This window comes from Enterococcus sp. AZ104 (genome assembly GCF_050546705.1).
GTDB classification, from domain to species: Bacteria; Bacillota; Bacilli; order Lactobacillales; family Enterococcaceae; genus Enterococcus; species Enterococcus faecalis.
Map to the genome: position 1 here is coordinate 847,501 of NZ_CP172952.1, position 17,386 is coordinate 864,886.

Genomic DNA, 17,386 nt, shown 5'->3' on the forward strand with positions numbered 1-17,386 from the left:
GTGCGAATAAATACAAGGGTTACAGAAGAATGTGGGGGTTCTGCATCGTCGTCATTAAATGTTCCTGCAGTAGGAATATGAATTTCTGTCATATTATATTCAATAACTTGAACTGTGATGATTGCAACAGTTCCAATGATTGCTAACATAGTAGTCATACTTTCACTCCTCTCTTAATTTTAAATAAAAGTACTTAACTGATTAACTAGAGACTAAAAAGATACATCAACATGAACGTTGAGCTTTAGCACTATACAACGTAAAGATCACTCTTAGCTATTTTGAGAAAAGCCTTCTCCTCGACCAGTCTTGTTCTACTCATTGGTGTCTCTCGACATTTCTGAGCAATAGCTTATGTTTGTATAGGAGCCTCACCTAACTTATTACAAAGAAATAATAGTCTTTTAAGTAACTCTTTGTCAAGACATAAGCAGAAGTCAAAACAGTTCTATTTACAAATGAATGCGACGAACCATTTCTTCTGTTATTTGTTCTACAATATCAATGGTTGTTTTTGGCGAACGTTGATTTCTGGGGATATCGATTGAGTAAATTTTGGCAATACGACCAGGATTTGCATCCATTAATACAACCCGATCAGAAAGTTGAACTGCTTGTTGAACATCATGCGTGATCATCACAATTGATTTAGTCGCAATTTGATTGTTTAGCCAAATTTCTAATAAATCGTTAGATAATTGGCTGGCTGTAATGATATCTAAAGCTGAAAAAGGTTCGTCTAAGAGCAATAAGCTAGGTTCGATGGCTAAAGCACGAGCAAAGCCTACACGCTGTTTCATTCCACCAGATAACTCTCTGGGATAAGCTTTTTCAAAACCAGTTAAACCAATCATTTCAATGAGATTACTGACTCTTTTATTTATTTGTTCGCGAGAAATTTCTTTACGGTTTTCTAAGCCAAAGCTGATATTTTTTTCAACTGTCAACCAAGGAAAAAGGGCAAAATGTTGAAAAACCATGCCGATATTGGCATCAGGCTCATTAATGATTTTATCTTCAAAAGTAATTTCACCTCTAGTTGTACGAAGAAGTCCAGCAATACTTCTGAGCAACGTTGATTTTCCTGTTCCTGATTGTCCGATAATACTTAAAAATTCATTCGTTTTAACTGTTAAATCAATATTTTCAAGGACTTTTAAATGTTCTGAATGTCCTTCAATTTCAAATTCTTTATATACTGATTTTATGCTTAATAATTCTTTATTTTCCATCGTCTTATTAGATAGGTCAAGGGAAATCACCTATCGTTCTCCTCTCTAGTTTATCTTAAAAATTTAGTCGAGTTGAGTCGTCCAGCTATTAATAGTGAAATTTTTGTTTTGCTGCTCGATATAAAGGTTGCCAAACAAAGGCGATACATAAACCAACAACGAAACACATCGCTAAGGTTCCTAAGGCAGATTTATCTTTTACGCCATCGTTTGCCGCAATATATTGTCCTAGGCCAGTAACATCTATTGATTTTTTGCCCCATTGAATGCTTTCTGCTGCGATATCAGCGTTCCAAGCAGCACCAGCAGCGTTAATAATTGCTGTAATGAGGTAAGGTAAAATAGAAGGGATCAAAAATTTTGTCCACCATTGCCATTTAGATAATTTAAAAAGTTTGGTTACGTCACGAATATCATCAGGGATGGCTAAGTAGCCAGCAATTACATTAAAGAAAAAATACCATTGGCAACCAACCATGATGAGTGGTAAAATCCACCATTCTAATTTGTTGAAGCCCATACTAATAATCAACACAATGAATGGAGTATAAACATTTGACGGAATGGAGCCTAAAATTTGTCCAATCGGTTGAACGATACTTAAGCGCCGATTATCATTCGCAACCCAGATTGCTAAGGGAGTAAAGATAATGCCAGCAACGACCATAGCCAAGGTAACCCGTAGCGTAGTATAAAGGGTTAATCTAGGAATCATGCTGAAATCTTGATGGGGCAAAAAATGATAGAGCTTAATAGAACAATAAACCCCAATAATGGTTAAGCTGACATACCATAATGTTTTGAAGAAATGGCGTAATTTTGCTAGTAATCGATAGAGATAGTCTAGCTTGAAAAAGTACCAAACTTTTGGTAAATCGTAAATCCAAAAATGACTGAATTTCACAAAAGCTTTTGAAAAGTATTTCGTTAAAGTTGCTTTTTTTAATAAATGATAAATGATGGATTTAGGTGGCGTCGTACTTTCGACATCTGTTTCATATTTAAAATAATAAGTGGCTCGAACTAAAGGTTGAAAAACTAAAAAGTTTAAAATCACCACATTGATTAATAAGGCAAAAACAGCCCATAAACAGGATTTAAAGTCGGCTCGATTTAATGCTACTTGGATATAAGAACCAATTCCTGGTAAATAAAGGTTGGTTTCTTTAGGAAAGGCAACAGAAGCTTGCTCGCTGGCCACCAAGGCAAACCAAGCCGCAGTTTGAGAAATAATAACGTTCCAAAGTAAGCCAGGAATTGAGTAAACAAATTCAAGCCGCCAAAATTTTTCCCAAGCATTGTACTTGAACTGATCGGTCACATTGACTAGATCTGAAGGAATAACTTCCATTATTTGATAAAGAGTCAACATGATGTTCCAAGCTTGACCTGTGAAGATGGCAAAAATAGCAACCGCTTCTGCGCCCATCACATTTCCTGGAAATAAACCAAGTAACCAAGCAGTTGTAAAGGTCAAAAAACCTAGCAATGGAACAGATTCAAGGAAATTAACTAATGGTAAAATGACTCTTCGAGCCGTTTTATATTTTACGGCTAAAATACCAAAAACAAAGGAAAACAGGAAGGACCAAGCCATCCCCACAATCATTCGAAACATGGTTCGAATTGAAAAGTAAAAAAGATTTAATGGAGATAAGAAATCATCTGTTTTACTTGGTGTTGCGAGGAATTCTTCTGAGGGAAGGGTGTGAAGAGGGCGATTCATTTTTAGCCAAGAGAAGACGATGATAAAAATGAAAATGCCTAAAATGATGAGCAAGGTAAGATTCCCGATACTTTTAGCAAGTAGGGTATTTTTCTTAGATGATGCAGTGACAGCTTTCAATTTAAAAACCTCCAATTAATCATATTAAAGAGGTCGCCGAATAAAAGAAGAAGATTATAGGGTAATCACAATAATTGAGCTTTGGCTTTCTGAGACGTAAGAAAAAAATTCTAGTTATCTTAGGAAAGCCTTAATTCGACAATCCCTGCTTTACTCGTTACTGTCTCTCGACATTTCCGAGCGATAACCTGTGTTCTTCAGAGTAACCTCACCTAATATGATTCTATTTGATTTACATGCTTATCATACTCGTGACTAAAAATAAAACAATTTCTAGCTGGTTATACCTGAATTACTGTTTGTTGTTATTCTATTCAATTATTCTTAAAAAGATTGCCCACATTCTGTTTTTTTAGGGAGAAATTATCAGATGAGTATGTTATATAACCCAAGGTTAATAGCGTAGGATGTTGTATTTTTAGTTTGTCTCGTTTACTGTTAAAGATGTAAGTAGTAACTATAAGTGAATGGCTAAAAAAATTAAAAGTAATCTAGCACCTAAATTAAACAACAAAGAAATTTGTTCAGAAGAAAGGAAATTATGATGATTATTTGGTTAAACGGTGCGTTTGGAGCCGGAAAAACGACCATTGCACATGAGTTACAACAAAAACTTCCCAATGCAATCATTTATGATCCAGAAATTATTGGTAGTGCATTGATGGAGTTAGTTCCCGAAGAAATGAAAGAAAATGATTTTCAAGAGTATCAGGAATGGCGTTGCTGGAATGCTCATTTATTAAAACGAATGTCCAAAGAGTCTGGACGGCCGATTATTGTTCCAATGACCCTTTATAAAAAAGAATATGAAGAAGAGCTGATTGGTTATTTGAGACGAGCTGGCATTGACGTTTATCATTTTTTGTTAGCGGTCGAGAAAGAAGAAATTTTACAGAGATTATTGAAAAGAAATGATGGAACTTTTGAATGGGGGAAAAATAAGTTGCCCGAAGTACTTGAAGGTTTTCGTCAGATTAAGTTTACCGAGATTTTTAGAAATCATTCAGCTGACACGACAGAAATTGTAGCATCCATTCTTAATAGAATAACCGAATAAAAATAAAATAAGGGACCTAAGCCGAAATGACTTAGGTCCCTTATTTTCTACTTCTTAAGATAATCAACTACCAGCTACCCTGATTTCTTCAAACTTTAAGATCGCACATTTACGACAATCTATTTTTACACTGTCAAAATTTTCTTTCAAGTCTTGCATTTTGTTATTTTTAGCAGTATATTTTAGGTGTACCTAAAATATATTAGAGGTTAACCTTCTAACGGGAAGGGCCTTTTAAAATTATTGCAAAACGAAAGAAGGAATTGAATTGAAAAATTCAGAAGAACATGAACCAAAGCAAAGACATCATTTGATTGAATATGCAAATGGTCCTTCGCTTGAAGAAATTAATGGCACCATCGACGTGCCTAAAAATATGAGTTTTTGGAAAACGTTATTTGCTTACTCAGGTCCAGGAGCATTGGTAGCAGTGGGGTATATGGATCCAGGAAACTGGTCTACTTCAATTACTGGGGGACAAAATTTTCAATATTTATTGATGTCGATTATTTTAATTTCCAGTTTGATTGCAATGTTGCTCCAATATATGGCTGCTAAATTAGGCATTGTTTCACAGATGGATTTAGCACAAGCGATTCGTGCTAGAACTAGTAAGACGTTAGGTATTGTATTATGGATTTTAACAGAGTTAGCAATTATGGCTACAGATATCGCTGAAGTTATCGGGGGCGCAATTGCCTTATATTTATTATTTCATATTCCTTTAGGTCTGGCTGTCTTCATTACGGTATTTGATGTTTTACTTTTGTTGTTATTGACAAAAATTGGTTTTAGAAAAATTGAAGCTATTGTTGTTGCTTTAATTGTTGTTATTTTTGTGATTTTTGCTTATCAAGTGGCATTGTCAAATCCAGTATGGGGAGATGTAATTAAAGGGCTGGTTCCTAGCGCAGAAGCTTTTTCTACATCACATGCGGTGAATGGGCAAACGCCATTGACAGGTGCATTGGGGATTATTGGTGCAACAGTGATGCCTCATAATTTGTATTTACATTCTTCTGTTGTGCAAAGTCGTAAAATTGATCGTAAAGATAAAACCGATATTCAACGCGCTTTACGCTTTTCAACTTGGGATTCTAATATTCAATTAACGATGGCATTTTTTGTTAACTCTTTGTTATTGATTATGGGTGTGGCCGTTTTTAAATCCGGCAGTGTCAAAGATCCTTCATTCTTTGGTTTGTTTGATGCTTTATCAAATCCAGCGGTTATGAGTAATTCTATTTTAGCGCATATTGCAGGTTCTGGAATTTTATCAATTTTATTTGCGGTAGCCTTATTGGCATCAGGACAAAATTCAACAATTACAGGAACCTTAACTGGTCAAATTATTATGGAAGGGTTTATTCATATGCGCGTACCAATTTGGTTACGTCGGATGGTCACACGTTTGTTATCTGTTATTCCTGTCTTAATTTGTGTTTTAATGACCAGCGGAAAAAGTACAGTGGAGGAGCATATTGCGATTAATAATTTAATGAACAATTCACAAGTTTTTCTAGCATTTGCTTTGCCATTTTCGATGTTGCCTTTACTGATGTTTACAGATAGCCGTGTTGAAATGGGTGAACATTTTAAAAACTCGTGGTTAATTAAATTGTTAGGCTGGGTTTCTGTCATTGGCTTAATTTACCTCAATATGAAAGGCTTACCTGATCAAATTGAAGGATTTTTCGGTGATAATCCGACAGCGAGTCAAATTACGTTAGCCGATAATATTGCCTATGTCATCATAGCACTCGTCATCCTCTTGTTAGTTTGGACGGTTGTGGAATTATATAAAGGCGATAAACGATATGCACAGCAGCTTGCAGCTATGGAGCAACAAGTAGAGGAGGTTAAATAATGAAATTTTCAAAAATTATGGTTGGTGTTGAAGAGTCGCCAGATGCGTTAAAAGCATTTCATTATGCTATCCAAAAAGCAAAAGAAGAACAAGCTGAATTGGTTATTGTTTCGATTTTAGAAGAGAAAGAGATTAATGTTTACCAATCGTTAGATAAAAATTATTGGCAAGAACAGTTGGCGAAATTAGAGAAACAAACGGAAAAATATCAACAAGAAGCGTTAGCGAATGGCATCGATAAAGTAAGTGTAATTGTCAATGAAGGGAACCCAGGAGAATTAATTATTAATAAGCTTATTCCTTTGAATAAACCAGATTTGTTAATTATTGGCTCCAAGTCAACTAGCAAATTAAAAAGCTTTTTTGGTAGCCAAGCAGCTTATATGGCTCGATATGCACCAATTTCTGTAATGATTATTCGCTAACAAAATTGAAACAGTTAAAAAAGCCGCCACGATTTACTATTCGTGGTGGCCTTTTTATAGTAATTTTTGTTTATATAAATAAACAGCCAAACTTAGTTGTAGCGAACTATCAGGAAATTCTAAAGTTAAGTGAAGAATCTCTTCTATTTTTTTTAAGCGGTAAATAATTGTATTACGATGTACATACATATTTGTGGCAGTCAACGAAATATTTTTATTCGACTGAAAGTAGGTGTTGATGGTTTCTAGTAGGGAACTTTCATGTTTTTGATCTTCTTTTTCTAATGGTTCAATCAATCGTTGATATATTTTTTGTTTGGCTTGTTTGGTCAGGGTTTCGATCATTAAACGATAAAAAAAGAGGTCGTCATAATTCAAAATAGTTCGTTGTTGTAATTCTTGACTTGCTTGTGCTAAGTGGAATGTTTCTTGTGCTAATTTATAAGAATCACACAGATTGGTGATTTTTTTGACAGTTGGTCCAATCGCTAATTTAAATGATAATTTTGGATTCAGTTTCATTAGTTGCTCTAGTAAATTCTTGGCAAGATGAGTGGTTTGTGCAAGATAGGTGGCTTCCTCTTGTGCTGGATTTTCTAGTAATAAAATAAAGCCAGTTTGTGTAGGAAAGGCAGTAATTTTTTGTCGATATCCTTCTAAAATATGATTCAATTGATGGCCAATGCTATTCATTTGAATAGTCGGATTAAACAGTTGTTCCAATTGTTCAATGGCTACAAGCAAGAGACTAAATGTATCTTTTTCATTTAATTGCAGATAATTACTAAATTCTTGCCAAGCTTGAGGATTGGTATTTTTTTCTTGGATAAGGTCTTGAAACAGCGCCCCGATCTTTTGCCTCGTTGTTAAATTTTCCGAAGATTCTAATTGAAGTTGTGGTAAAAGGTAGTGAGCACAGACCTCCACAGATAATAAATCAATCGTCTGTAATTTTTTGGTAGTTTGCCAAATCACTAAGTAAGATAAGCTGAGATTTTTCTTTTTGATGGGTAAAATTCGCAAAGATAACTGATGATTCGCTAAGGAAAATTCAACAGTCAATGGTTCTTTATAAAATAATAGGAGCTCATTGTTCTGGGCTTTTAAAGCTGTCTCAAACTGTTTTTTGAGAGTCGCGTTGTTTAAAATACTGGTGATTCTTGTTGGCGCATCAGGTAAATCAAAATGATTCATAATCTGAAAATGCTCGTCTAAAAGCATTACAGGCGCTTGAATCGCGGCACTTAATACTTCCAGTAATTGGGTACTTTTTCCGCCAGCTTTGATAATTGTATAAAATTTATTATGCATATGAACAGAATGTTGGCTAATCGTTTCGTCAGGTTGATTGACTCGGCGATTGACCAATGAAATAATTTGAGAAAAGTTGTAATTATAAGGTATTGAGAGAATTGGTAATCCGACGTCATTCGCTAATTGGATCATCTCTTGTGGAACTTCATTGAAATAACGTTGGACTTTAAAGCCTAGAGCAGCGCAGTTCATATTTGCTAGTTCTTGAATAAGACGTTTTTGCAAGCAAGGCTGATCTTTGAAAATATAGCCGGTAGTTAATAAAATTTCTCCTGGCGTTAACCAGTCAAAAGCATCAGGATTTTCTAAAATATTTGCTTGTAGAATTGGCGCATCTAAATTGGTCTCGTGCGTCAATAAGGTTAAACCAGGTAGTTCTTCTGCATGGAGTAGATCATTGACCGTCATCATTAGCAAGGCCTCCTTTTGTATGAATTATCTAAAAATTAAGTGTATTTATTGTAAGATGTTACAAAACTATTTTAGGGAAAATAAGGTATCCTTATACTAATAGAAAAAAGTTCCAAGTCATCACGTGATTGGTAGTCACAAGTGACCAAATAAGAACAATCAGCGCTTACAACCTATAGAAACGCATCGTTTAAAGATATAGCAATAGTATACTTAATTTTTAATGCTTTTACTATTGTTTCAGCTACTTTAAATTTCTCAAGTATTTCTATAATCTGTAAGTTTTTTGAGACTCTTATCAGATATGCTTCTTTTTCTATATTTTATCAGAAAATTCTGGTAAATTTGAAGGTTATAGTTTGTAAAATGGAGGGATTGGTATGAAGAAATTAAAAATGTTAGGATGCGTCGGTTTGCTTTTAGCTTTAACGGCTTGTCAGGCGGGAACGGGAAACTCGGCTGATAGTAACAAAGCAGCGGAACAAAAAATTGCAATTAGTTCTGAAGCGGCTATTTCGACAATGGAACCACACACAGCGGGGGATACGACCTCGACTTTAGTCATGAATCAAGTTTATGAAGGACTCTATGTTTTAGGTAAAGAAGATGAATTAGAGTTGGGGGTCGCTGCCGAAGAACCAGCGATTTCTGAAGATGAAACCGTTTATACATTTAAGATTAGAGAAGATGCCAAATGGTCGAATGATGATCCAGTAACAGCAAATGACTTTGTTTATGCATGGCAACAAGTTGCTTCCCCTAAATCAGGGTCGATTCATCAAGCTTTATTTTTTGATGTCATTAAAAATGCTAAGGAAATTGCTTTAGAAGGCGCAGATGTGAATACTCTTGGGGTTAAGGCGCTAGATGATAAAACGTTAGAAATAACTTTAGAACGGCCCACCCCTTATTTGAAATCTTTGCTTTCGTTTCCTGTTTTGTTTCCGCAAAATGAAAAATATATCAAAGAACAAGGGGATAAATATGCCACTGATGCAGAACATTTGATTTATAATGGTCCTTTTAAATTGAAAGAATGGGATAATGCCTCTTCCGATGACTGGACCTACGAAAAAAATGATACGTATTGGGATGCTGAAAAAGTTAAATTAACAGAAGCGAAAGTTTCAGTAATTAAGAGCCCAACGACAGCGGTGAATTTGTTTGACTCGAATGAATTGGATGTAGTGAATAAGCTAAGTGGTGAATTTATTCCTGGTTATGTTGATAATCCAGCCTTTCTTTCAATTCCTCAATTCGTCACATACTTTTTAAAAATGAACAGTGTTCGTGATGGAAAAGAAAATCCGGCTTTAGCGAACAACAATATTCGTAAAGCGTTGGCACAAGCTTTTGATAAAGAAAGTTTTGTAAAAGAAGTCTTGCAAGATCAATCAACGGCTACAGATCAAGTAATTCCGCCAGGACAAACGATTGCGCCAGATGGAACAGATTTCACAAAACTAGCTGCTAAGAAAAATAACTACTTAACCTACGATACAGCGAAAGCAAAAGAATTCTGGGAAAAAGGGAAAAAAGAAATTGGGCTGGATAAAATCAAATTAGAATTTTTAACAGATGATACAGACAGCGCCAAAAAAGCTGCTGAGTTTTTCCAATTTCAATTGGAAGAAAATCTAGATGGATTAGAAGTGAATGTTACTCAAGTTCCTTTTACTATTCGTGTTGATCGTGATCAAACGAGAGACTATGATTTAGAATTATCTGGTTGGGGAACCGATTATCGTGATCCATTAACAGTTATGCGCATCTTTACTTCGGATAGTACCTTGGGCGGCGTAACGTTCAAGAGTGATACGTATGATCAATTAATTCAAGAAACTAGAACAACACATGCGGCTGATCAAGAGGCTCGTTTAAATGACTTTGCTCAAGCACAAGATATTTTGGTGAATCAGGAAACGGTTTTAGCACCAATCTACAATCGAAGCATTTCTGTATTAGCTAATCAAAAAATCAAGGATCTGTATTGGCATTCATTTGGACCTACGTACAGTTTAAAATGGGCTTATGTTAACTAATTGAATGAAGGTAGGAAGGGGTTTGTCATGCTTTTAAAAAACTGTAAATTAGAAACAGGATTTTCTACTGTGAATCAGCGAATTGTTGCGACAGAAACAGCTAGCTATGATATTCGAATTGAAAACGAGGTCTGTACTGCGGTCGCACCGCAGTTAAGGCCTTTAGAGAACGAAACAGTTATCGATGTGAATCAGCAACTCGTTTTACCTGCTCTAAGAGAAATGCATATTCATATTGATAAAACGTATTTTGGGGGACCTTGGAAGGCCTGTCGTCCACTAACGAAAGGAATTTTAACACGTATTGAAGAAGAAACTTGGCTGTTGCCTGAACAATTACCAACTAGTTTAGAACGTGCTTGCCAAGTTATTGAGCAGTATATTCAACAAGGCCATTATCATATTCGCAGTCATTGTAATGTAGATCCATCTATTGGAACGAAACATATTGAAATCACTAAAGAAGCATTTAGTCGATATGAACAATACATTACTCATGAAATTGTGGCTTTTCCTCAACACGGATTACTCCGCTCACAAGTCGAACCTTTGATGCGCGAAGCCTTACGCATGGGGGCAACTCATGTCGGCGGCGTTGATCCAGCCCTTGTGGATCGTCATGTGGATCATTCAATCGCAAAAATATTTGAATTAGCTACCACATTTAATAAAAAAATTGATGTTCATTTACACGCCCGTGATACTTTGGGACTTTATGAATTTAATAAATTTGTTGATTATACAGAACAAGCAAAGATGTTTGGCAAAGTCACTTTAAGTCATGCTTTAGCCTTAGGGAGCTTAGAAGAAGCAGCAATTAGAGACATTGCGCAAAAATTTATCGAAACAGGTATTGATTTGACTTCGACTGTACCAATTGGAATGACCACCATGCCGATTCCAACCTTGGTTGAACAAGGTGTTAAGATTTCCGTGGCTCATGACAGTTTGACGGATCATTGGTCGCCTTTTGGCAGTGGCAATACAATAGAAAAATTAAATACAGCCGCTCAAAGATTTAAAATTAGCGATGAGTATCGCTTGAATCGTTTATGGGGCTTAGCGAGTAATTTTGTAACGCCTCTTGATCCTAACGGGCAGCGAGTTTGGCCTAACGTCGGCGATTCTGCAGATTTCCTACTATTTAATGCTGAGAGCACTGCTCACGTGATTGCACGCCAACAGCCAATCCAACAACTGATACTAAAAGGACAACTGGTTGAAGCCGTTCAAAAGGGGGAAAGAGAATGACAGCATCCATTGTTTATTTGAATAATGTTCGTTTAGAAACTGGTTTTGCTAAAGACCACCACGAATTAACGTATACTAAAACCGCACGCTATACTTTAGCGATTCAAGAAGGCAAAATCCAAGCGATTATTCCGCAAAATCAAGTCACTGAAAAGCAACAAGGCACTGATTTAAACGGACAACTGGCTATTCCCGCTTTTCAAGAGAGCCATAATCACTTAGATAAAACCTACCTTTCATTAGGCTGGCGTGCTAGCCAACCTGTTAAGAATTTAAAAGAGCGTTTAGCAGACGAAGCCAGTGAACTTAAATTGTTAGCTCCGTCAACAGAACAACGAGCGACGGCCATGATTGAAAAATTAATTGGTTATGGAGCCTCTTATATTCGGACACATGTCAACATTGATCCTTATGTAGAACTAGAAAACTTCTGGGGCGTCAAAAGAGCCTTAGAAAAATATGCGCATGTGATTGATTATGATATTGTTGTCTTTCCACAGCATGGATTATTAAAAAATCCCCAAACGGTTTTACTCATGAGAGAAGCCCTAAAAAATGGTGGAACAATGGTTGGCGGTTTAGATCCTGCAGGCATTGATTATGCAATTGAAGAATCTTTAGAAACCATTTTCGATCTGGCAGAAGAATTTCAAGTAGGAATCGATATTCACTTGCATGATACGGGGGAAGTGGGTGTTTATACAATTGATAAATTTTTAGACATTTTGGAAGAACGAAAATTTACTCAGCGAACCGCTATCAGTCACGCCTTTGCGCTGCTAGATGTACGACCAGCAGAAAAAGAAAAACTATACCAACGCTTGGCAACGCATCAAACAGCGATTATGTCTACAATTCCCTATGATCCTCGTTATTTATTGCCACCAATTGATGTGTTACGCCAAGCTGGTGTATCGGTTCATTTAGGTAGTGATGGCTTTTTTGACTCTTGGAGTTCTAATGTTTCAGGTGATTTATTTGAAAAATTACGTAATTTTTGTGAAATGACAGGAAAGATTACAGAAGAGCAACTTACTCAAGCTTACGTCCATGGCTGCGGCAAAGAAGCACCTTTTTCATTTGAAGAAGAACGTCTTTGGTTTACAGAAGGCGACGAAGCAAACTTTATCTTTACAGAAGCAGCTTCTACAGCAGAAGTGATTGCTAGAAAACCGCAGAAACGCCAGATTATGTTGAAAGGACAATGGGTTTAACTTGCTTTAAAATTAGGTAGAAATAGAATGTTAAAAAGCCAAACAGAGGAAACAGGGTTCAGCTCTGAGCAACGCATAGTGTCAGTCCAGCGGTTACTCGTCACAGTTTAATCCTTATAAAGTGCTTCTGCTCACAACGTGGATCAGCGTTTCAAGTTTGTTTGACTCACTTTAACATAGCACTTTTGCGTATCTTCCTTTATAATAAGACAAAATGAAGGAGATGAACCAAGCATGACTGAACAAACGAGAGAAAACAAAAAAGCAGCCTACGAATTGTGCTTACAACAATTGAGCGGTTTGTTAGAAATAGAAACGGATGCTATTGCAAATTTAGCAAACTCGTCCGCGTTACTTGCACAAACGTTACCAGACACCGTTTTTGTTGGGTATTATTTATATAAAAATGAAGAATTAGTTTTGGGGCCTTTTCAAGGGAAAGTCTCTTGTACCAGAATTAAAATGGGCAAAGGTGTTTGTGGTGAGTCCGCGGAAAAACAAGCTACATTGATTGTTGATAACGTGAAGACACACGCCAATTATATTTCTTGTGACTCAGCTGCGATGTCTGAAATCGTTGTACCGATGGTAAAAAATCATCAATTGGTCGGTGTTTTAGATATTGATAGTGGTGTAACAAATAGCTATGATGCGGTTGACCAACTGTATTTGGAAAAATTTGTTACCTTGTTACTAGAAAAATCAGATTTTTAAGCAGACTATTTTTGCTTTCTGACAAATCATGAGAAAATAAAGTATAAAATTTGATCATGAAAGAAGGTGAGTCATTTGTTAGAGCTGTATATAAATTTTAAAGGTGAAGCAAAAGAAGCAATTGCGTTCTATGAAGATGTTTTTGATACAAAATGTCAAAATTTAATGACTTTTGGCGAAGCACCTGAGGATCCTGAGCATCCTATAAACGACGAGATAAAGGATTTAGTGATGAACGCAAGTATCATTATTGAAGGAACCTATGTAATGATTTCAGATGTTCCTGATATGTTTGGTTTTGAAGTTACGGAAGGAAATAACCTTTCGCTCGTGGTTAGCACAGATGATGATGAAAAAATTGATCGCTTATTTAAACGATTATCTGAAGGTGGCACTGTTACAATGCCATTATCTGAAACTTTTTGGTCCAAAAAGTATGGTTCCCTAAAAGATCAGTTTGGCATCCATTGGATGTTTAATTATTATGAAGAAGATTAAAATAAAAAATCCCCAATCCGTTATTTTCATTGGATTGGGGATTTTTTATTCATGAAAGAATTGCTTCTTAGCGATTTGATACTGCCGTTGCTTTTCTGTCCAAAATTGCTGATCGTTTTCATCAATTTTGCGAATGACTTTTGCTGGATTACCCCCAACAATCGTGTTGGCAGGAACGTCTTTTGTAACCACAGCACCAGCAGCGACAATAGCATTTTTTCCAATTGTAACGCCAGGTAAAATGGTGGCACTTCCGCCAATCCACACGTTATCTTCAACAATAATTGGCGTCCCGAATTCTAATTCTGCAGTTCGAATCGTTGGATCAATTGGATGGCCGGCAGTATAAAAACTAGCACGAGGGCCAACCATGACATTATCACCGAAGATGATTTTGTTTACATCTAAAAAAATGCAATCCATATTTGCATAAAAATTTTCTCCTACCTCAATATGGCGACCGTAATCTACATAGAGGGGTGGGGTGATATATAACTCATTGCCAGTTTTTCCTAATAATTCTTTTTCTAGGGCCACAATTTCTTTCACGTTATCGATAGGAAGTTGATTGATTTTTTGAGCTAACACCTTGCCTTTTGTTGATTTATTTTCGGGTAAAATGGTGGGGGCGTAATATAATTCACCTTTTAACATTTGCATATAATCAAAGTCATTTTGTTTCATGTAAGCGCTCCTTTAGGCTTTTTCTCTATTGTATCAAATCAATACAATAAGTCGAGGAATATGTAAAATAAAAAAGGATAGATAGCAAAATAGCCTTGCTTATCTATCCTTTACCTAAGGTTATCCAATTTTTTTAACTCTCCCGCCAATTTTATCTGCTAATTTTTGTGCTTCTTTTTCAGAGTGGTAAACTAAACAACCTGATTTATCTCGCGTACGTTTACCATCTGCAGTTAAATAGCCATGAAAAAATTTGATTGCATACATAGACATCACCGCCTTTCTAATTGAAAATAGTGTAAATGGAGCGATTAAAAATGTCAAATAATAGAAGTGCTCTTAACCATTCTTATCTTTTTTAGTTCGAAGATAAGCTTGGTTAAGAGCACCATTTCACTTAATAAATTAGTTTGAAACGGGTCGTTGAGTGAAATTCCTGTTCAGGTGAGAGGGTGATAGAACCGAACAACGGAAATCTTTCAGCACCAGGACAGACTTGGGTTTCAAATGTGAGCGCTCCGTGATTGACTAATTTTTGCCCTTGAATATCGGGACCGTTATCAGCAAAATTTGCTGAAAAAATAACAACTGAAGGTTGATCAGTGAACATCTCTAAGGTGATATCTTTAGTAGGACTTTTTAAGATAACATCTGGGTTAATTAAATCATGATTGGTTAAGATGAAAGGGTGATCGAAGCCGTTCATCTTTTGAATTTGTTCATCGGTACTTGAAAAAACCTCAGCTAATTTTTTAGGTTTTTGTAAATCAAAAGCTGTCTGGTCGACGGAAGCTAATTCTCCAAGCGGTAAAACTCTTTCATCAAGCGGGACAAACTTTTGGGCATTTATTTGTAACTCATGCGCATCAATGGGGATTGCGGGATTTCCAGTTAAATTAAAGTAGACATGATTGGTTGGATTAAAAAGTGTTTGTTCATCTGTAGTTGCCTGATACTCAATTTGCCATTCATTTTCTTCAGTCAATGTATACGTGACTGAAACAGTGAGATTTCCAGGAAAACCATTTTCACCAGCAGGACTCTCTAGCCAAAATTTCACAGAAGGATTCACTTGTGCCTCTTGGATTTCGCTGTGCCATTTTTTACTTTCAAACCCAGGTGTGCCGCCGTGAAGTGTTGTTTGAGTAGGAGTATTAATCATCGTTTGATACGTTTTACCCGCTAGTTTAAAGGAGCCATCGGCAATTCGACCAGCTGTTCGACCAATTGTTGCACCAAAATATAAGTCTTTAGACAAATATTCATCTGCTGAGGGAAAGCCTAGCACGAGTGATCGGGATTCATTTTTTGTAAGAGGAACGTCGAGCGCAACAATTCGCGCACCAAAATCTGTTGCTTTTAAAGTCACACCATTTTTATTCGTCAGTGTGTAAAGAAGCATTCCTTGTCCAAATGATTCAGTTGAAATAGTCAAAATAATCAATCCTTCCTTTAAGTAAATATTTAGTAAATTTAATTTTGTTTTTTAGATTATTTAAATAGTCGAAAAGAAACACTAAGAAAATAAATCTTTATTTAATTGTATTGTACACGTTTTCAACCGAAATGACAATTAAGGAAATATTAAGTAAATATTTGCAAAAGTTTAGTAAATATTATACAATTTGTTTACTAGTGAAAGGAGCGATTAGTGATGGAAGAACTGTTAATGAATCGATTTGTAGAAATATTTGGTGAGAAAGGGACAGCCTGTTATTTTGCCCCTGGAAGAATTAATTTGATTGGTGAACATACAGATTACAATGGCGGTCATGTTTTCCCAGCGGCTATTACGTTAGGGACATTTGGTGTGGCAAGAAAAAGAGACGACCGAAAAATTCGGATGTTTTCTGATAATTTTAAAGAGGTTGGTCTCATCGAATTTTCATTAGAAGATTTAACCTATTCAGATTCAGATGATTGGGCAAATTATCCGAAAGGCGTTTTAAATTACTTGATTGAAAGCGGACACAATGTTGATTCTGGCTTAGATGTGCTCTTCTACGGTACGATTCCTAATGGTGCTGGCTTGTCTTCTTCTGCTTCTATTGAACTTTTAATGGGGACGATCTGTAATGATTTATATGCTTTACACTGTCCAATGCTTGAATTGGTGCAAATCGGTAAAAAAGTGGAGAATGAATTTATTGGAGTTAATTCGGGAATTATGGACCAATTTGCCGTAGGAATGGGAGAAAAAGATCAAGCTATTCTACTAGATACCAATAATATGCACTATGAAATGGTTCCCGCCAAATTAGGTGAGTATACGATTGTCATTATGAATACTAACAAACGCCGTGAATTAGCAGATTCAAAATATAATGAACGTCGTGCAGAATGCGAAGAAGCCGTTCGTTTGCTTCAAAAAGAGTTATCTATTGAATTTTTAGGTGAATTAGACAGCGAGACATTTGAACAATATCAAGCATTGATTGGAGATCCAGCGTTGATTAAACGAGCGCGTCATGCCGTCACAGAAAATGAACGAACTTTATTGGCAAAACAAGCGCTAACTGAAGGGGATTTGGAAGAATTTGGCTTATTATTAAATGCCTCACATCGTTCGCTAAAAGAAGATTACGAAGTAACTGGCATTGAGTTGGATACCTTAGTGGCTTGTGCGCAAGAACAACCAGGCGTTTTGGGTGCACGGATGACTGGTGCAGGGTTTGGCGGTTGTAGTATTGCTTTGGTACCAAAGCAAAATATAGATGCATTTATTGAAGCTGTTGGCCAGAGTTATCAAGATAAAATTGGCTATGCTGCTGATTTTTATCCTGCATCAATTGATGATGGTGCCAGAAAGTTATTTTAGAAAGGAAGGCTTT

The 17,386-nt window shown here is 36.2% G+C and carries 16 protein-coding genes and 2 riboswitches (1 of these 18 cut by a window edge); of the genes, 9 read left to right on the forward strand and 7 right to left on the reverse strand.

Annotation, left to right across the window (positions count from 1 at the left end; genetic code table 11):
* The 3 genes from IGJ37_RS04150 to IGJ37_RS04160 form a co-directional block, all read right to left on the reverse strand.
* Positions 1 to 158, reverse strand: the 5' portion of a protein-coding gene (locus IGJ37_RS04150) for a hypothetical protein (RefSeq protein WP_002358168.1). It extends 103 nt beyond the left edge of the window; 158 of the gene's 261 nt are visible here — the first part of the coding sequence; it begins with the start codon at positions 156 to 158; the stop codon falls past the left edge of the window.
* A 64-nt stretch (positions 159 to 222) separates the two neighbouring features.
* A riboswitch (M-box (ykoK) riboswitch) is annotated at positions 223 to 390 on the reverse strand.
* A 62-nt stretch (positions 391 to 452) separates the two neighbouring features.
* On the reverse strand, positions 453 to 1,232 hold the full coding sequence (locus IGJ37_RS04155; RefSeq protein ID WP_002360638.1) for an ABC transporter ATP-binding protein: 780 nt from the start codon (positions 1,230 to 1,232) through the stop codon (positions 453 to 455).
* An 88-nt stretch (positions 1,233 to 1,320) separates the two neighbouring features.
* Entirely contained in the window at positions 1,321 to 3,093 is a 1,773-nt protein-coding gene (locus IGJ37_RS04160; RefSeq protein WP_325814710.1) for an ABC transporter permease subunit, read from the reverse strand.
* 44 nt (positions 3,094 to 3,137) lie between these two features.
* A riboswitch (M-box (ykoK) riboswitch) is annotated at positions 3,138 to 3,305 on the reverse strand.
* Between the two features lie 314 nt (positions 3,306 to 3,619).
* Here IGJ37_RS04160 and IGJ37_RS04165 point away from each other — a divergent pair.
* The 3 genes from IGJ37_RS04165 (at position 3,620) to IGJ37_RS04175 (ending at position 6,427) form a co-directional block, all read left to right on the forward strand.
* Positions 3,620 to 4,135 (forward strand): AAA family ATPase, encoded by a 516-nt coding sequence (locus IGJ37_RS04165; protein ID WP_016616422.1) that lies wholly within the window; start codon positions 3,620 to 3,622, stop codon positions 4,133 to 4,135.
* Between the two features lie 268 nt (positions 4,136 to 4,403).
* Complete coding sequence (locus IGJ37_RS04170) at positions 4,404 to 6,002, forward strand: Nramp family divalent metal transporter (RefSeq protein ID WP_002382010.1); 1,599 nt, start codon at positions 4,404 to 4,406, stop codon at positions 6,000 to 6,002.
* Positions 6,002 to 6,427: a universal stress protein gene (locus tag IGJ37_RS04175; RefSeq protein WP_002358161.1), complete on the forward strand. Its 426-nt coding sequence runs from the start codon at positions 6,002 to 6,004 to the stop codon at positions 6,425 to 6,427. Before IGJ37_RS04170 ends, IGJ37_RS04175 begins: the two co-directional genes overlap by 1 nt.
* A 54-nt stretch (positions 6,428 to 6,481) precedes the next feature.
* On the opposite strand, the gene IGJ37_RS04180 is transcribed toward IGJ37_RS04175, so the two are convergent.
* The gene (locus IGJ37_RS04180) at positions 6,482 to 8,152 is read right to left on the reverse strand and encodes a PucR family transcriptional regulator (RefSeq protein ID WP_192211720.1); all 1,671 of its coding nucleotides are present in this window, start codon (positions 8,150 to 8,152) and stop codon (positions 6,482 to 6,484) included.
* Positions 8,153 to 8,532: 380 nt separating this feature from the next.
* Between IGJ37_RS04180 and IGJ37_RS04185 the strand changes: the two genes are divergently transcribed.
* From IGJ37_RS04185 to IGJ37_RS04205, 5 genes are all read left to right on the forward strand, one after another.
* On the forward strand, positions 8,533 to 10,194 hold the full coding sequence (locus IGJ37_RS04185; protein WP_002363656.1) for a peptide ABC transporter substrate-binding protein: 1,662 nt from the start codon (positions 8,533 to 8,535) through the stop codon (positions 10,192 to 10,194).
* Positions 10,195 to 11,445: an amidohydrolase family protein gene (locus IGJ37_RS04190; RefSeq protein WP_174120971.1), complete on the forward strand. Its 1,251-nt coding sequence runs from the start codon at positions 10,195 to 10,197 to the stop codon at positions 11,443 to 11,445. It abuts the gene before it with no gap.
* A complete protein-coding gene (locus IGJ37_RS04195) occupies positions 11,442 to 12,659 on the forward strand; it encodes an amidohydrolase (protein WP_002406990.1) in 1,218 nt (405 codons plus the stop codon). The genes IGJ37_RS04190 and IGJ37_RS04195 overlap by 4 nt, the downstream gene beginning before the upstream one ends.
* Positions 12,660 to 12,893: 234 nt before the next feature.
* Complete coding sequence (locus tag IGJ37_RS04200; RefSeq protein ID WP_174120970.1) at positions 12,894 to 13,373, forward strand: GAF domain-containing protein; 480 nt, start codon at positions 12,894 to 12,896, stop codon at positions 13,371 to 13,373.
* Between the two features lie 66 nt (positions 13,374 to 13,439).
* Positions 13,440 to 13,871, forward strand: coding sequence for a VOC family protein (locus tag IGJ37_RS04205; RefSeq protein WP_002382065.1), 432 nt, complete (start codon positions 13,440 to 13,442; stop codon positions 13,869 to 13,871).
* Positions 13,872 to 13,916: 45 nt separating this feature from the next.
* Here the strand turns inward: IGJ37_RS04205 and IGJ37_RS04210 are convergent, their stop codons facing one another.
* The 3 genes from IGJ37_RS04210 to galM all read right to left on the reverse strand — a co-directional run bounded on the left by IGJ37_RS04210 (position 13,917) and on the right by galM (position 15,957).
* A complete protein-coding gene (locus IGJ37_RS04210) occupies positions 13,917 to 14,555 on the reverse strand; it encodes a sugar O-acetyltransferase (protein WP_002365472.1) in 639 nt (212 codons plus the stop codon).
* A 120-nt stretch (positions 14,556 to 14,675) separates the two neighbouring features.
* Entirely contained in the window at positions 14,676 to 14,822 is a 147-nt protein-coding gene (locus tag IGJ37_RS04215) for a hypothetical protein (protein ID WP_002384758.1), read from the reverse strand.
* Positions 14,823 to 14,952: 130 nt separating this feature from the next.
* A complete protein-coding gene (gene galM, locus IGJ37_RS04220) occupies positions 14,953 to 15,957 on the reverse strand; it encodes a galactose-1-epimerase (protein ID WP_048943792.1) in 1,005 nt (334 codons plus the stop codon).
* Positions 15,958 to 16,209: 252 nt separating this feature from the next.
* On the opposite strand from galM, the gene IGJ37_RS04225 reads away from it, so the two are divergent.
* Positions 16,210 to 17,373, forward strand: a complete 1,164-nt coding sequence (locus IGJ37_RS04225) for a galactokinase (RefSeq protein WP_174120969.1) — start codon at positions 16,210 to 16,212, stop codon at positions 17,371 to 17,373.
* The last annotated feature ends 13 nt before the right edge of the window (positions 17,374 to 17,386 follow it).

Excerpts from the sequence above, each read along its gene's own strand:
- IGJ37_RS04175 (WP_002358161.1), top strand. The coding sequence starts at position 6,002 with ATGAAATTTTCAAAAATTATGGTTGGTGTTGAAGAGTCGCCAGATGCG.
- IGJ37_RS04185 (WP_002363656.1), top strand. The coding sequence starts at position 8,533 with ATGAAGAAATTAAAAATGTTAGGATGCGTCGGTTTGCTTTTAGCTTTA.
- IGJ37_RS04155 (WP_002360638.1), bottom strand. The coding sequence starts at position 1,232 with ATGGAAAATAAAGAATTATTAAGCATAAAATCAGTATATAAAGAATTT.
- IGJ37_RS04165 (WP_016616422.1), top strand. The coding sequence starts at position 3,620 with ATGATGATTATTTGGTTAAACGGTGCGTTTGGAGCCGGAAAAACGACC.
- IGJ37_RS04210 (WP_002365472.1), bottom strand. The coding sequence starts at position 14,555 with ATGAAACAAAATGACTTTGATTATATGCAAATGTTAAAAGGTGAATTA.
- IGJ37_RS04180 (WP_192211720.1), bottom strand. The coding sequence starts at position 8,152 with ATGATGACGGTCAATGATCTACTCCATGCAGAAGAACTACCTGGTTTA.
- IGJ37_RS04215 (WP_002384758.1), bottom strand. The coding sequence starts at position 14,822 with ATGTATGCAATCAAATTTTTTCATGGCTATTTAACTGCAGATGGTAAA.
- IGJ37_RS04225 (WP_174120969.1), top strand. The coding sequence starts at position 16,210 with ATGGAAGAACTGTTAATGAATCGATTTGTAGAAATATTTGGTGAGAAA.
- galM (WP_048943792.1), bottom strand. The coding sequence starts at position 15,957 with ATGCTTCTTTACACACTGACGAATAAAAATGGTGTGACTTTAAAAGCA.
- IGJ37_RS04195 (WP_002406990.1), top strand. The coding sequence starts at position 11,442 with ATGACAGCATCCATTGTTTATTTGAATAATGTTCGTTTAGAAACTGGT.
- IGJ37_RS04200 (WP_174120970.1), top strand. The coding sequence starts at position 12,894 with ATGACTGAACAAACGAGAGAAAACAAAAAAGCAGCCTACGAATTGTGC.